Annotated in this window: 6 protein-coding genes; all 6 read right to left on the bottom strand. The window is 59.7% G+C overall.

The window, feature by feature from the left end:
- Positions 1–629: 629 nt before the first annotated feature.
- Positions 630–1,244, bottom strand: a complete 615-nt coding sequence (locus tag H9532_RS10315) for a hypothetical protein (RefSeq protein ID WP_296368073.1) — start codon at positions 1,242–1,244, stop codon at positions 630–632.
- Positions 1,189–1,557, bottom strand: coding sequence for a DUF2513 domain-containing protein (locus tag H9532_RS16055; RefSeq protein ID WP_366664559.1), 369 nt, complete (start codon positions 1,555–1,557; stop codon positions 1,189–1,191). Before H9532_RS16055 ends, H9532_RS10315 begins: the two co-directional genes overlap by 56 nt.
- A gap of 15 nt (positions 1,558–1,572) precedes the next feature.
- The gene (locus tag H9532_RS10310; protein WP_296368070.1) at positions 1,573–5,481 is read right to left on the bottom strand and encodes an N-6 DNA methylase; all 3,909 of its coding nucleotides are present in this window, start codon (positions 5,479–5,481) and stop codon (positions 1,573–1,575) included.
- Positions 5,482–5,890: 409 nt separating this feature from the next.
- Positions 5,891–8,860: a helicase-related protein gene (locus H9532_RS10305; RefSeq protein WP_296368068.1), complete on the bottom strand. Its 2,970-nt coding sequence runs from the start codon at positions 8,858–8,860 to the stop codon at positions 5,891–5,893.
- Positions 8,857–10,821 (bottom strand): DUF262 domain-containing protein, encoded by a 1,965-nt coding sequence (locus H9532_RS10300; RefSeq protein WP_296368066.1) that lies wholly within the window; start codon positions 10,819–10,821, stop codon positions 8,857–8,859. The genes H9532_RS10305 and H9532_RS10300 overlap by 4 nt, the downstream gene beginning before the upstream one ends.
- A complete protein-coding gene (locus tag H9532_RS10295) occupies positions 10,821–16,271 on the bottom strand; it encodes a DEAD/DEAH box helicase (RefSeq protein ID WP_296368064.1) in 5,451 nt (1,816 codons plus the stop codon). Before H9532_RS10295 ends, H9532_RS10300 begins: the two co-directional genes overlap by 1 nt.
- Between the last annotated feature and the right edge of the window lie 98 nt (positions 16,272–16,369).

The following is a 16,369-nucleotide window of genomic DNA, read 5'->3' as shown; positions in this document are numbered from 1 at the left end:
GAGAAATACCGTGTCGCCGTTGGGATGGAGGGCCCCTTCTGATTCGATAACACTAACTACTTGATGCAGTGAATGACGACCTTTGGTCTCGATAATAGGCATTGTGCATTCCATGTGTGGAAAGACTGTCTCGCAAGCGAATTGCGCTTAATTAAAGTAGGTTCTCCAGTTTATTTAGAATCAACACCCCATCGGATGACCTGAGGCTACGGGGTGAGTTGCGAAGTGCGTGCTGCCAAAGTGCAGGCTTTCTGAGCCCCCTGAAAAGCATGAGACTGCCAATCAGTTCTTCGATAGGCAGCCAGCAATTGGCAGGTAGCAACACTCTTGGAGTGGTAGGAAGGACCACGGGGAACTTTCCAATCGGAGGATAGATTGAATCTGTTTGCGATAGTCGTGCAGAGCCCGAAGCGATCAGGCAGCCACATAAGACCTTTCGCTGCATTAGATAGATATAAAGCAGGTCACCTTCTCTTATTCTGCTGGCAGTCTTCAGTCTTGAAGCGGTAAACCCTGCCTGAGAGTACTTGTTTTGTATAGCAATCTCCCAGGTTACAGGAGTGAAAAGGCACAGCCAGTGCTGGCACTGTCGCGAAATAGGTTTTTGTGACTGTTGCCCATCCATGGTTTCAGGTCTTTTCACTAAGTATGTGTCGAAAAAGTTTGTCCTTAGCTGCGCACCTCGGTGAAAGTGGTTGCAGGGAACCAGCCAGTCTGCGACCCATGTCGCAGATGCCGATGCCGAAACGCTGTTGCTTGGCGCGGTATTGGGCGCAGACCACACCCGGTGGTTCGGCGGCGGCGTGGGTGATGGCGCAGAGGGCATTAACGGCCTGGAACTGCTGTTCTTCTGTGGCGATCGGCGTGAGGGCCAACACACCAAGGGTGGGAGACTTGGCCTGTTGAAGGTTCGCATTGGACCTGGACAGTGGGATATCGAGCAGCCGATGGAATCCCAATAGCTGCCGAGCCACGAGTGTTTTGGCCTCACCACGCAGCTTGATGGTGGTGCCAGTGCTCCAGACCATCAGCCAACAGGCTCCGAGATACACAAACACATCCATAGCGGGGATGTCGGCGAAGGTGAAAATCACTGTGTCGTTCTTGGGATGCAGAGCACCTGCAGCATTCAATGTATTAACCGCCTGATGGACAGCGCAATAAGCTGGTAGGAGAAAGGCAGGCATCTCAGCTAACAAAACCATGGGTCTGGAGTGCGGCCCTGACTGACTGTTCAATTCCATCAGTCAGCAGCTTCACAATCACTGGAAACGGAATAGAGGCCAGTCCTATACCCGCGGATTTCTTGAACTGACTCCAACGACCTGGATCGGCTGAAGCGGCTAGGAACTCGTGCCCATGCCATGTGAGGCCGCTAATCAGGAACTGAGGAGCTTCCCCACCCATGACAAGACTTTCTTTTCCCTCAACGAGGCCTGCCTGAATCAGAAGATGAAGGTGATATGACTTGATTGCATCCTCGGTGGCTATGCACTTGCCAGCAGGCCATTGTGCGTCTTGCTCAATCTCGATGAGTAATAGTCTGACAAGTTCCATATTTCTTTTCATGTCTCAATCACCAAAAAGTCGATCCCATGCTTCAAGGACCAGTCGCCGTGTGCGGTACTCACCAAACTCCCGTATCTCATTGTTTTTGAGCACGCGGAAGGTTTCGCTCGGGTAATCCGGGCCCATAACATCTACGGGATCGAGAAGGAAGCGCAGCTCGTCGCGGGATAAACCGTAGAGCTTGGCAAAATAGGCATCAAGCTCTGCTTGGCTTTGCGCTCGTGCAGCAGGGTCCCATGCAGGTTGAACACCTTTGCACCCAGTATCATGCGCAAAACTCAAAACATCGTTTGCCGATGTGGCCATAAGCGCAACCCGGGGGGCCACAAAATCAATCGACTCTCTGCTAACAGATTCAGGGGCAGGAACCGGAACCTGCTCAGGGCACCAGAGCGGCAGGGATGGTTGCCCAGTCTTGTGTCGCAAGCAATAATCAACAGTCAGCGAACCTAGTGCTCCAAATAGTACTGATGCCAAACCCGCTTCTACATAGGCCTTGTCTGTAAAACAGCAATAAAGCGTGTAGCTTATCGGCCCTCTTGGGATAATGCAGGGTATTAGTGTTCGCCAGTTGGTTGCCGCAGTGACTCGTTTGAAGCAGAATATCCAGTCAAACGGCCACTCCTTTGGAATTCTGTGTTCTGCATAAGCAGCTTGCGTCCAGAACTGACTATTCGGCCGCCTGTCAAGGTCGAAATGCTCTTGACCCGAGATGTCGCGAGTCTGCGCTTGTCGCGTTGTGTTTTCGTAATTCATTGCAATATCAGATTCTCTATGATCCCAGAACCCGGTCATCTTCGCCTCCCAGACCATTGAGAGGTCTGGTCCTGGGGCTATTTGCATCAGATCGATATCATTGGTCATGTGAAACATTGTCGAAAACTTTATTCGCCAGGGGTTGCCATGCTCCCCCATCGCATCGTCAAGGAGTATGGGTGCGTGGCTATATATCTTCTGCGTAAGTTCACTGTCCATCTGACTCCGAAATACCGGGCAAGTGCGTGTATTCGGATTAATCAGCGCGATGTCATCGGCGCTGAGCGTGAAATGCCGTCGCTGATCAGACAGCTGATTAACGGCCGTAGCAAAGAAAACGAAATCAGTAGCCTCAACACCGTCACCGAGAGTGAGCAGTGCAAATTTCATGCGGCTGTCAACCGCAGGGAAGAGCCCCGCTCGGTTTTCAAAGTCAAAAAGGCTCGCCAGGCGCCCGCCGCTAGAGATGGCATCGAAGTAAGCCTTGGTGCTGTTATCCGTAGCAATCCCTGTTGGCACAATCACCCCTGAGCGCCCACCAGCGGCTATGAGGTTGAGGAAGTGCTCAGCAAACAGGGCGTAGGTGTTCAGATCACCTACTGCGGTCAGCGGGAAGCGTCCACTCCCGCGAATGAATTCAGCACTGCCTTCAGCTTCCCGTTTGGCAAGCTCAAACTCATGAAATGTCTCTCGATCGGCCTCACTGGCATCTGGGGCGCTGAGGGCTTTGATCAAGCGCTCACGCGCAGCCTTGTTCGGGGCGGTAGAGATCGCCTCAGAGCGAGCCGCAAAAAACTCTTTTTCCTGTAGCTTGATTCGCTCCCATGGTGGATTGCCAAGCACGCAATCAAACCCGCCTCGCGACATCACGTCTCCAAAGCGGAGATGCCAATGGAAAAAGCGAAAGTTCTGGGAAGCCTGCACCACGGCCTCTTCCATCGCTTCTTCAACAGGCTGTCCGCCCAAAAGCCTCAGCAAGTGCTCTGTCGTCGGCACTGTGGCGCGTGAGCCACTGGTTTTAGCCACAAAGAACGCCGCGGTGAATAGATCTGCGGCCAAGGCCTCGGGATCCAGGCCGCTTTGCTCCAGCCAGTTGGCATAGGCCGCTTGCTTGGCAGCGCTCTCAGCCAGCGTTGCCTCCGGCATCGCCCCGATGGCTTGCAGTGCTTCCTGGCTGCGGCTACGTGGCTTCGTTCCACTGAAATCCAAACTGCCCTGGATACCGCGGTTGGATCCACCTCTGCTGCTGGTCTTGCGGGCAGCCGCGTTCTCCTTCTTCAGGCTGGAGCACACCGTTTTGTCGTCACCCGTCAGCTGCTTGTAGGCCTCATCGGGGATGCCTTCCTCAAGCACCTTCGGGTCGAAGACTCCAACTAACGAATCGCCGCATTGGATGTGGGCATCGAGGAAGCTCAGCGGTTTGCCGGGATCGATCGCTTCAATCCACAGCGCCACCTTGCAGAGCTCGACCGCCATCGGGTTTTTGTCCACCGCATAGATGCAGTGGGCCACCACATCGCGCAGGGCGTGCTGACGGTCGTCTTCGCTCGGTTGATCGTCACCAGCGCGCACCTGGGCCAGGGCTACGGCCAGCCGCCGAGCGGCGGCCAGCAAGAAGTGGCCGCTGCCGCAGGCGGGGTCGATCACCTTGATCTCGAGCAGGGCTTTTTCCTGCTCGGCCGGGCCAGTTGCCTTGCTCAACCGATCGTCGATCACTGGCACTAGTGCGCTCTTGATCAGCTCCTGCACAAGGGCATCGGGCGTGTAGTAGCTGCCGGTGGTTTTGCGGTCGCTGCCTGCTCCACCGCCGTAACTCAGTTGCCACTGGCTGCCCTGTTGCTCCAGCTGGGGGTGCAGTTCCAGCAAGCCCTCATACACGCTGCCGAGTTCTTCCGTGTTGAGGTCGCGGTAGCGCACTCGCGTGAAGGTGCCGCCGGCGTCAAACCACCCGATCGCCTTGATCGCCCGCAGCAATGGCCCGTTCCAGAGCTCAGCGCCCTGCAGGTCTGGGCATTGCTCCAGGCTAAACAGGCCGCCCAAGCCAGGCAGCCCCAGTGGGGAGTTGCCGATGCTCAGTTGCTGGAACACCAGCCTCTGCAATTCCCACAGATCGCCGTAATCCCCCTCATAGGCGCTGCGTTTGATCGCCAGCTCCCGCAGCCGGCTAACGCTGTAGCCCTCGCGGTAAATCCGCCGGCGTGGGTCACCATTGTCCACCTCGCGCGGGAACAACAGATCCCGGTCTTCTGCGGTGAACAGGAACAGGAACCGATATACCAGCCGCAGCAGCTGCTCATGGAACTGCTGGCGGCTCAGCCCGCCTGACTGCAACGCCTCCCGCAATGCGCCATTGGCGGGGTGATTGAGAAAGCCCCAACCGAGCGACTCCAATGCGCTTTGCACACCGCCGCGTAGGGCGCCCAGAACCCGCTCGCCGGATTCCTCGGCCTTCTGCTTCCAGTCATCGAGCACACAGCTGCCCGTGTTGGGGTGTTGGAAGCGGCCGGCATGCAGCACAAGCCAGAGCACCGAGAACTCATCGAAGCGCTCGCCCTCGATCATCAATTCCAGGTCCGCCGCCAGGTAGGCGGGCTTCACCAACGAGGGGTTGTCGTGCAGCAATCGCAGCCGATCGCCGCTGAGCAACACGCCCCAATTGGCACTGTCGTCGGCGTTGAGGCATTCCTGCAGGCAGCTGTGGGGTGAGCGCTTGCGGCCCTCCTGGCCGAACTGGGCACTACCGCGATCGAGATTGCCCGCGTCGATCCCTCGCAGGATCAACGGAACAGATCCACCAAAGGCACGGTGGCTGATCGGATAGTGGGATTCGCCTTGCTGCCAGCCGCTGCAGGGTTCCACGCCGCTCCAGCCCAACACCTCCTTGAGCAGGCGATGCCCGAAGTGTTGCCCGGCGATGCTCTGCCCGGCTCGTTCCTTCAGGTTGGTGTATTCATCCCACAGCTCTTTGGTGAGCACCCAGGCCGCATCGATGCGATCCCGTAAGCGTTCGCCTTTGCCCAAGCCGTAGTCGTGGGGCTCCAGCAAGAGCTCCTTCGGGCGGTTGAACTTGGACACCTCCTCGAGCAGTGAGGCCGGCAGCAGGCTGCCCTTGAGCTCCAGGGCCTGGAAGGTGACGGTGGCGGTGGTGCGGGCCATGACTGAGTATGAGGACGGGTCGCTTTACTGAAAACGGCTAGTCGTAGATGCAGTAACTCCTGCGTTGTTGAACGCAGTAGGCATAAAAACTCTGGCTCATTGACTCCCGAGACTCCGCTGACATGGATCGTGTCCAGCACAATGAACTGCCGCCTAACGACGGCGTCCAGCCAAGTGTATTAAGGGGATAAGCGTTCATCATATTGCCACTCCCAGAGAGGTGCATATAACCAACGCCAGGGAAAATGGCGATATCGACCGTGCTTCCATCTGCGCATGCCTTGTGATAGCCCTGTAATGGATATCGGTAAAAGCCTGCATTGGCCGATGGAGATCCAAGAAGCGCTGTGAATCCTGCAGCAATTACGCTCTGCAGGATTTGGCGGACGACAAGTTGTTGTGTCATTGGCTAGAGCAGTGGAGCGGGTAAAAGCACAAACAGGCCGATTACATCCACGGCTGGGGCGGGTTCGCAGTTGAAGCGCATGCGCAGCGATTCCCCGCGCCGTAGCGAGGCCTCGCGTACACGGCGGTGATCGTCTTCGGCGAGTTGGGCGCGTCGTTCCGCCAGTGCTTGCAACGCCGGCTGCAGTGCATCCAGCCCCCCAACAGCTTCCGTGAGCCAACGGGTTCGTTCACCCGCTTCAACGTTCCCGCTGGGTGGCGCCTCCAACAGCTCAAGCGCTGCAGCGCCCTCCAGCTGTTCAACACCATCGCCTTGCACCCGCACGGTGAGGCATTCCTCCACCAGGAGATCGGGCAACGCCTCATAGCCATTGCCAGTCCACCGGTCTTGATGGAGCTGATGGCGTAGTCGCAACACCAACAGCTGGGTGCGGCTGGTCACCGCTTTGGTGCGAATCACGGAAGCGCGAGCGGCTAGGTCTGGCTCCAGTCCACTTAGGGCACGCTCCGCCACAAAATCCGCCAGCTCGACCACCAATGGATGCGAGCGGCTCAGCAGCTTGCTGCCATCGCGGGCTGGTGATCGGAAGCTCAGCCGCAAGCGGCCTTCCAGATCGTGGTTGCGGAGCCGCTCACGCAATGCCATCCGATCGTCTGCCAGCGCGGTGAGATCTAGCTCCCAACAATCATTGGAGCTCTTGAGCGGGCCAATCGGCAGGTTCAGGCGCCGGCAGGCATTCACCACCAGCCGTTCCACCGCTTGCTCGCTCCCCAGCGATTCCTGCATGCGATCCCATTCCGCCAGCGCTTCTTCGGGTTTGAGGCTGCGCTGGGCAAAGATCGTGCGCGTGGTTTTGGCTTTCTCCTTGGCGCTCTGCCACTCGGCCTCAATCGTGGCATCGAGCTCCAGCTGGGTCGCCGTGTTGCCCTCCAGGCCGAGCTCAAGATTGCCCTGAATCACCTGGGCCGGGCCGCCCAGGATGCTGCTCAACACGGCCTGGGTGATCGTGTTGGCATTGCCGGGAATGGGCACGCTCACCCCTAGCTCCTTACGGATGGTCTGCTCCTTTTCGAGGATCACCGTGCGCACCCGGTCGTCGACCGGGTTGGAGCTCCCGCCGTGCAACATCAAGGCGCGAACGTTGTTGCGCGCTTGGCCAAAGCGGTCCACCCGCCCTTCTCGCTGTTCGTGGCGGGTGGGGTTCCAGCAGAGGTCGTAATGCACCACCGCGTCGAAGGTGTGCTGCAGGTCGATGCCTTCTGAAAGGCAGTCGGTGGCCACCAGCACGGGCACCTTCTCGTTGGCTAGTTCGTCCTGCAGCTCGCGAATGCGCAACACCCGCTCTTCCGGCGGAAGATCGCCCGTCACGGCCATCACCACATGGCTGCGTTTGGGCAGTACCTCTTGCAGCTGCTCCGCCAGGTAGTGCGCAGTGGGCCGGAAGCGGCAGAAGATCACTGGGCGGAAGCCTTCCTTGAGGAGGCCGTTCAGCTCCTTGATCAGTTGCTTGAGCTTCGGGTCGTGTGTTTTGCCGCGTAGGAGATCGGCTCGAGCGATCAGATCCTGCAGTTGTTCTGCGTCTTCCGCGTTGGCGAGATCAGCGCCCGGCGCAGCCTCTTCGCCGCTGAACTCCTCCTCGGCGCCATCCAGAACTGCAAGCGCGGCCATGGACTCGAGGTCGTCGGCGAGTTGCTGCTCATTGAGCTCGGTTTCGCCGCTTGAACCCGTTTGCAGGTTGAGCAACTTCGTTCGCAACGAGGCCGAGGCCGCCGCCGGACTGCTGCTCACGCAGCGCAACAGGGCCAGCGCTGCCCACCAGCTCATCCGTTGGCGCAGCTTGCTCTCGCCGGCACTGCGCTGCACCAAATCTTTGGCGTAGCCGAGCACGTCGTGGAAAAGCTCAGCCCAATCGCCTGAGAGTTTGTACTCCGCTTCTCGCGTTTCTCGGTCGGGGAAGTCGGCGCCATTGGTGCCCCACTCTTCCTTGAGGTCTTGCCTGCGGCGCTGCACGAAATAGTTGCCCAGGTCATCGCGCAGCTCTCTGCGGCGCGGCCCTTCAGCCATCTCGCTCAGCCCCGCGAACTTGCGGTCCAGAAGCCCAAGCAAATTATCGAAGGCTTCTGTGTCACCGCTGTGGGGGGTGGCAGTGAGCAGCACCACGTGGCGGTCGGGCTTATCGGATAAGCCCCGCAACAGCTCATAGCGCTGCTGACGCCCGCCACCTTTGCGAGCTGCGCAGGTATGCGCTTCGTCGACGATGACGAAGTCACCACAGCTGCGCAGGAAGCTTTCACGGTTGCGATCGCTCTTGATCCAATCGAGGCTCACCACCGTGAACGGGATCACGTCGAAGATCGATTTGCCAGCCGGCAGCCCCCGCTCCAGTTTCTGCGCTGTTCCGGGGCGAACCACCTCAGCGGCGAGGTTGAACTGGCCGATCATGTCGGCCCGCCACTTCTCGCAGAGGTGGGGGGGGCAGATCACCGTGATCTGGCGGATCTCGCCGCGATCGAGCAGTTCCCGGGCAATCAGCAGTGCCTCCACGGTCTTGCCCAGACCCACCTCATCGGCGATCAGCACCCGAGTGACCGCTTGCTTGAGAGCCATCAGCAACGGAACCAGCTGATAGGGCCTTGGCTCCAGAGCCACGTTGCCGAGGCTGCGGAAGGGGCCCGCCCCGGCGCGGAGCTTGAGCAGCAGCGCATCACGCAACAGGAGCGCGGAGCTCTGGGATCCGCTTTGACTGGGATCCGGTGGATCAAAGCTTGCGGGTTTGACCGATGCCCCCTCGAGCGGCCAATACAAGGTGGCGATGCTTTGGTCGCCGCCGCCAAGCGGCCGCAGCTTCAGAACCTGCTCTTGCTTTTCGGTGCTGCTTTGGGGCAGGGCAATCCACTCGCGCCCGCGCACCTTCACGATCGAACCGGGGCTGGGGATGTCGGTGGCCGGTGCTTGGGTTGGGGTGAGCGTCATGCGTTGATCTCCTCCAGGGCAGCGGTGGTCTCGTCCTCTTCATCCAGCTGAGGCAGTGCTTCCTCGCCAGCTGGAGGGGCTGATTCGATGGCAATCGGTTTGCCGATCACACGGCTGATGAGCTCGAGCAGATCGCGCCTCCGTTGCTCGTAGAACGCCTCAAAGGCATCACTCCTTAGGTGTTCAGGGCAAATCGAATGCGAGCGCAGCAGCTCATCCATCGCTGCCATGCCATTCCCGCTTCCATCGCCCCCGGTGCCTTGGTGCTTGAGATAGGCCTTCTCCAGCTTGGGTAAGTAGATCGAAGGTGCGGCGCCACCGATCACCCTGTTGGTGCGAGCCGTGAGTGGCGTCTTGTTCAGGATTGAATTCGCCCGCTCACTCCCGATGCCCTGGGTTTCGCACCACATGGCGGGGAAGACGTGATGAATATCAATGGCGTCCTCATAAAAGATCGAGTCGTCGATTGGTCTGCCTGTGCGGAAGTCTTTGGCTTGTTCGCGTAACAGAAGTGTGTAGAGGCCTTTGTAGGCCGCGCTGTTGCGGGTGCGCATCGTGTCGAGACGGTTGGGGCGGAAGTCGGCTTCGTACACCGTGCTCGGCAGCACAGCTTTTCCTTCAGCCCAATCGATCACTTCGGGCAGGTCCTTGCCAAAGCGAGTTTCAATGGCCCCGCCGTACAACTCACCCAGTACGCCGCACCAATACCACTGCTCCACTTTCTGTGTGGTCGCTGCTGCGTTGTAGTCGTCACCGAGGCTGCTCAAGATCGCCGCCAAGGGCACAAGCTGGGTGACGTAAGGAAGGTCGTCGCTGCGGTAGTAGCCCTGTTGAATCAGAAAGCGCCCGGCCCGAAAGAATCCCAGTTCTGCTACATCAGCCCACCGCTGATATTCACCCAGCGGCAGATCCAGGATGGTGGCACGTTTACAGCTGATGCCTGTCCACTTATCGATTGGCAGCTGTGAGTTCTGTTGATCAAGTTGGCGGCGGCTGCGGGTTGAAAGCAGTGCAACACACTGCAGGAAATCGGTCTCGCGAACGGCTTTGAGAATTTTCCCGAGGCGCTGCACACCATCAGGTTTGCCATGTTCACGGCCCGCCAAGAAGCGCTGATAGCGCCCTTCGATGGCATCTTCTCCATCGCGAGCCTTACGGCCGTACCAGTCAGCCCTGAGGTCAAAGCCATCAGCGGCATAACTTGCTGTGACCAATTCAAACGCGTTGAGCTTCACTCCCCCGGTATTGACCTTTTCAAACACCTGGCAGACCGCCTCGCGACGGCTACTTTTGGCCAGGGTGATCACTGGTAGTTGGTACTCGGCGAAAGGGTTGACGACGTCCTTTTGGAAGTTGTTATAAAGCGCCAATGCTTCGTTGAACTGAGGCTTTCCGTTCCAGTGGTTGATATAACCTAGCTGCCACTCACCGGCTTGATAGATCTTGCTCAGTGGGAACAAGCCTCGTTCATACTCATGTTCATCACTCGATAGATCGATGCCAGGCCGCCCTGCAATCTCAGGGCGTATCCGGTCGGCAGGGACATCAACAACGGCTTCCTCGAGTAAGTCTGGATTGGCCAGCAGCTTCTTCATGTCGAGGTAGTACCAGCGCTGGACTTTCTGCTTGCGTTCGTTCTCCGTCTTGGCTGCAGACCCCATCAAGGTGGCCTGGAACATGGAGGTGAGTCGCTGTTGGCCATCCAGGATTAAGAGTTCTGGATCGGGAGTGCGTTCCTCAAATCGCAGGCCCTCGACGGGTCTGGTCTGAAAGCGCACCTCGCCACCGGCCTCAAGCAGCATCACAGCACCAATCGGGTACTGGCGAATCACCGAGGCGATCAGCTCCTTAATCTGCTCGTTCTTCCACACCCAGCCGCGTTGAAACTCCGGTAGCTGGATCGTTCCTTTCTTGAGTTCCTGCAGGAGTTCGCGCAGTGAACGCTTGGTGCTATCAAACATCAGCCTTGCCCCTCCCCAAACAAGTCACTGTGTTGCTTGAACACTTCATCCATGGCTTCCCCAAGGCTGCCTGGGGATCCCGTTGGGGTTGATGAGAGATCGATGGTTCGAGTAGCGGTGCCAGCCGTTGACCTCTTTCCCTCTCCAAACAGCCAGCCGTATTCGATCAATACGGCCGGCCAACTGCGGGTGTCTTGCGTGAACACCACAACCGTGATGCCCGCATCAACCAGGGCCTGACGCTTTTGCTGATCCAGTCGCTGTTGCAGCGGCTTCTCGTGGTGAGGGCCATCGATAAACACCACGGCACAGGCTTGCTTGTAGGTGAAGTCCGGTGTCACGTAGTGACCAGGAACCTCCTGCTGCGCGTTATCGGGCAGGTGATGGCCGTGGTTGTACAGGGTGTCGAGCCAGAGCTTCTCCAGGCCGCTGCCAGCCAGACCCTTCAGGCGCTCGAGGATCTCGCTGCGGCCATCCATGCCGCCCTGGCCCACCAGTTCGCAGCGCGCCAGATCGAGCAGCCACTGCTTGAGCTCCGGCAGTTGGCGGTCGATCAGATCGTGATCCCGCTGGTTGTGATACCCGAGCAGGCAGCGATAGCAACCGGCTTCGCATTCGGGATCGGCATTCACGAGCTGCGCTTCCAGCGCGGGCATCTCTCCATCCCAGCTCCAGTGGCAGATCTCCAGCGCGGTTTTGGCAACCGCGTGCAGCGACGAAGCGTTCTCCACCAGCCGGCTCAGGGCACCGGCGCCGCCTTCGGCGGACTCGTAGAGCAGCAGAGCCGTGGCTGATTCCTCGTTGGGCATCAGTTCAGCGGCGATCTCACTGCCATCGAGTTGGAAGGCCACTTCGATCCCACGCTTGATGGCGCTTTTGACGCTCACCAATTGCTGCGGCTGCCAGTCGCCCAGGAACCGCACGAGCAAAGCATTTTTGCGGTCTTGCACGTAAGGCGTGATCTTCACGAAGCCCACTTCTGAGCCGTCGTCATCGGCGGCGTCGCCGCGCAGATCCTTCTCCCCACCCCACTGACCGTTGGTCGGGTGGATCGGGAAGCCCATGTCGTTCTTGTTCTCTCGGCGGCGCCAGCCCAGATTCACCCGGCTGATTTGTGTGGCTGGGGCGTAGCTGAGCTCCAGCAGCGGTTGACCAGCGCAGCTCACTTGCGCTTTGGCCACCTTCACCACCCCATTCTCTTTAGGAAATTCGTAGGTGGTGATCAGCTCATAGCCGAGCCGTTGGCGCTCCTCGTCGTCGGAGGTGATGCGATCAGCGCGTTTGGTGGTGACCTGCTCGATTTGATACAGCCTGGGGATGCGCACCGCCTTGCCCTCGGGGTGCAGCTTGAGCGGCGTTCCGCAGTGGCAACACAGCTCTGATTCAGCCGCATCGCCGAGGTGGGCATGGCCGCAAGCACCGCACACCAGTGCGTCTTGTGTCGCGAGGGTTGCCGTGCCTGCTGCAACGGCGTTGTCTTGCAGGCCGAGCAAGGCCCCTTTCACCTTGTAGGTGTTGCCCTCGTGATAGATCAGCGAGTGAGGCCCGAATTCACTGATGCCCACAAACCGCGGGCGCGTGATGTAGGTGCCGCCTCCCACTTGCTCCCGAGTGCCTGGGATGTAGGCCATCAGCGGGAGCCGCGGGAAGTTGTAGCCGGGCATAAAGCCCTGGCTTGCCAGGTAGCGGTAGGTGCTGAAGTCGTTGTTGTTGTTCCTGCTGCCTGGCTTATCGGCCAAGAGCAACTGCTGTTGCATCCGAGCCGCCCGTAGGCGCGTGTCCGCTGCCTGCCGCTCGCGCTCGCTCAGAGCGTGATTCCCCAGATCCTTGAGGGACTGATTGATCTGGCCATCCACGGCTTCCAACAGTTCGCGCCAGCGGCCCAGCGCTGCATCGAAATCAAGGGCTGCCCCACGGGTGAGCGATTCGAGCCAGCTCCCGGTTAACCAGGGCGGTGGCGTGGCTCCCAGCCATTGCTTTTCAAGCAAGTCGTCGACGATGGCCTGGCAATCCGCCTGGGCAGCGCGATAGGCCTCGTCCTTCTCGAGCGATTGCATCAGCTCGGGCTGCACAGGCCTTCCCTGAGCGCTGATGTCCACCAGTTCCTTCACCTTGCCGGGGAGGCGTTGCCGAGTCGCGGCCAGCCAAAGCGCGCGGAAATGGGCCTTGAGCAGCTCTTCGTTGGCCAGCTCCAGCGTTGGGGCACTCACGGCACCAGCCACCATCCGCACCGGATCGGCGAAGAAGTATTGGTCATGGGGTGATGTGGCCCCGCAGTAACTGAGCACCAGCGCCGGTTGACCGCTACGGCCAGCTCGGCCGCTGCGCTGCGCGTAGTTCGCCGGCGTCGGCGGCACGTTGCGCATGTAGACGGTGTTGAGCGAGGAGATGTCCACGCCCAACTCCATCGTGGGTGAGCAGTACATCAACCGCAGCGCTGCGCTGCGGAAGGCGTCTTCCCGTCGTTCGCGTTCACCCGCATCCACCTGGGCGGTGTGCTCGCGTGCCAACAGTGTCTGCAGGAAGGGCCTGCCTTCTGTGGCGATCAGCTCGGCCAGGTCGGCATACAGGCGGCGGAAGTAGGGGTTCACGGGTCCGCGGCGGCCACTGCTCTGGCGTGCTTCCGCCAGACGCGCGGCGTAGCGATCCTGAGGCTCGGCGTCGGGGTCCGCCAGGGTCCAGCGCAAAGCGGTGCTGTTGAGTCGCCAGCCCTGCATCACCTCGCTGGCCTTGCGGCCCAGCCGCACCTCCACGGGCTTCACCAATCCCCAGGCGGTGAGCATCTCCAGGATGTGAGCCATCACCTCTTGATACAGCTCGTCTTTCCACTTGAAACTCCGGTGGAGGTCTTCCACGGAGCGCCAGCGCTCCCGGGCCTTCAGCCAACGACCGAATTCACCGCGTAGGGAGAGGCCTTCAACGCCACGGTTCTTCAGCTCCTGCGGCACAGGGCTGGTGACCACACTGCGGGCCAGCTCGGGCTTCTCATCGCTGCCGATGCTCCACACCTCTTCGAGATCGGAGGCCGCCTTTTTACGCCTGTCGAACTCCTCCTGCACCAGTGCGTCGCACTCGATCGCGAGCCGCTCCCGCATCTCTTCGAGAACGCGATGGCAGATCAGGAAGCGCTCCTCACTGCTGGCTTGCGCCAACAGAGGATGGCGCTGCCCCCAGTCGGCCTGGTCTTCCGCGCAATTCACCAGTTCGGCATAGTCCACCTCCAGAAGCCGCAGCTGCTCGAGGTTCGGGTTGGTGAGCCGCCAGCCCCGCCGGAGATCAACGATCAGCCGGTACTCCAGCACCCCCCTGAGGGCTCGGCGGTTGCTCTGCTCAACGTTGGGTTTGACGTTGGCGATGGCGATGAAGTCCTCCGCTTCCAGCCGCAGGGCTTTCTCGGTTTCCTGCGCCAGGGTTTCCAGGCTCAGCTCTTTCTCGGCCTGAGCGTTGAGCGCCGCCACCAAGCCGGCGCGCAGCTGCAGGACGCGCACGAAGTCGTTGAAGTGCCCCGCCTGCAGTGAGGCGTCTTGACGGTTATCGCTGAAGGCCAGCAGCTTGCGCGCCTGATCAGGGATTTCCTGCGGGGGGAAGCTCAACAGCTGCCGAAGCACCGCCAGGCTCAAGGTGGTGGTGGCTGAGCTGCGGCCCTCGGAATTCAGTCCGCAGAGCTTGCGGAACTCACTGCTCCGCACCCCGTGCTCCACTCCGCAGGAAGGGCAGAAGCGGAAGCTTCCCTTCAAGAACCAGCCGGCTAGACCGTCACTGCTGGCGCCGCCATCGGGGCGGAAGCGGCAGGGGACCGGCGCAAACTCTCGATAAGTGCGCTTGAGCGTCAGCTCATCGTTGCGGTCCGGCTCCAGCCAACCATCGGGGAAGTTGGCTGCTTCCAGGTCATCAATGCTGTAGTTGCCCTCGGAATCGGGCATGAAATAGCCATTGATCACATCCCGTTCTCGCAAGCTCGATTCATCCGAAAACTCACGGGGATCGATCTGTACTGGGATGCGGTTATTTAGATGGGCCCAAACCGGATGAAAGTCCTGACCGCAACTGCGGCAGAACATCACCGGATACAAGAGCGATTGCCGGCCCGCATTCGGCTGATACTTCTGCGCCTTGAGAGAGAGGTAGCGCTGACCAGAGGGCTGGAGGGTGGCATGCACATCACCGCCCGCTGAGACGAACTGATGAAGCCGGAAGGCAAAAAAGCGCCGGTTGGGGCCAACCTCAATTTGGTAAGCCGCCAACAGAAAATCACGCAAGCTGCCAAGGATCGGCTCCTCCTCCAGACCCGTTTGTTCAGCCAGGGTCTTGCAGGCGTCTTGCAGGGTCTGAGGCTTACAGCGCACCCATTTGCCATCGGCCAGGCCGTCTTCTCGCTCCAGTCCCAGCTCCAGCTCTACCCATCGCGCTAGGGGGTGTTGGCGTAGCTCGGTAGCTGTCCAGGTGTTCGTTGCGCTGCCGTTGTAGTCAACCTGAAGCGCTTCCCGCAGCTCTGATGCGTTCGGCAGTTCCCCCTCGGTGACGCGCTGCAGGGTTTCGGTGACGATGTGATCACTGGGGATCACCGTGCCGAAGAGTTTGCTGGCGACCTGCGCCACCGTGGCATTGCGCTCCTTGGCCGTGCCCTCCGAAGCCATCGTGGCCGAGGTGCCAATGCAAAGCAGATTGGCATTCAGTCGTTGTCGGACCCGCCGCACCAGCAGGGCAACATCAGCACCCTGGCGACCGCGATAGGTGTGCAGCTCATCGAGTACCAGAAACTCCAGCCCTTTGGCATCACTGATCACTTTTTGATCGAGTGGATCCTGACGGGTCAGGATGTACTCCAGCATCACATAGTTTGTGAGCAGGATGTCGGGAGGATCGTTCTTGATCTTCTCGCGCTCGTCGTCGCTTTCCTGGCCCGTATACCGCGCGAATGTAACGCGAGGTCCATTGGGATACCCAAGGCCTAGATATTTCTCAAGTTCCTCTTTCTGGCTATTGCAGAGCGCATTCATCGGGTAGATCACAATGGCCCTGATGCGTTTCTGCTGATCGCCTGCTTCACGGGCTTTCAGCACCCGGTTCACGATCGGGATGATGTACCCCAGCGACTTACCCGAGCCCGTACCCGAGGTGACCACAAAGCTCCCGCCATCACGCGCGATCTCAATCGCCTCGCGCTGGTGGCGATGCAGCTGCAGCTCCTGTCCAGCGCCTGCGTCCTTGCCCCAGCGGAAGATCTGGCGACACTCGTGGTGGAGTAGTCCGCTCTCCACCAGGTCGCCAATGGCGCCGCCGCTGACGAAGCTGGGGTTGAGCTGGATCAGCGGGGATGGCCAGTACTCACCCTTGCCGTAGCTGCCGTCCACAAACGCCTGTAGGTCAGGCGCCTTGATCTGCGTGAAGCTGCGGCTGAACTGCCCGTAGTCCTCAACGACCCGGTCGCGAAAGGAGAAGACGTCCATCAGGCCTTGCCTCGTGCAGTCCGATGACGGCTCACGCCCTGGGCCATGGCGGCGCTGCTACAGCTCTCTGGCTTCAGATTGCCATCGCTTGAGGCACT

The sequence above is a fragment of the Vulcanococcus sp. Clear-D1 genome (assembly GCF_014654725.1).
In the GTDB taxonomy this organism is placed as follows: domain Bacteria; phylum Cyanobacteriota; class Cyanobacteriia; order PCC-6307; family Cyanobiaceae; genus Vulcanococcus.
This window is presented reverse-complemented; position numbering and strand designations above follow the sequence as displayed.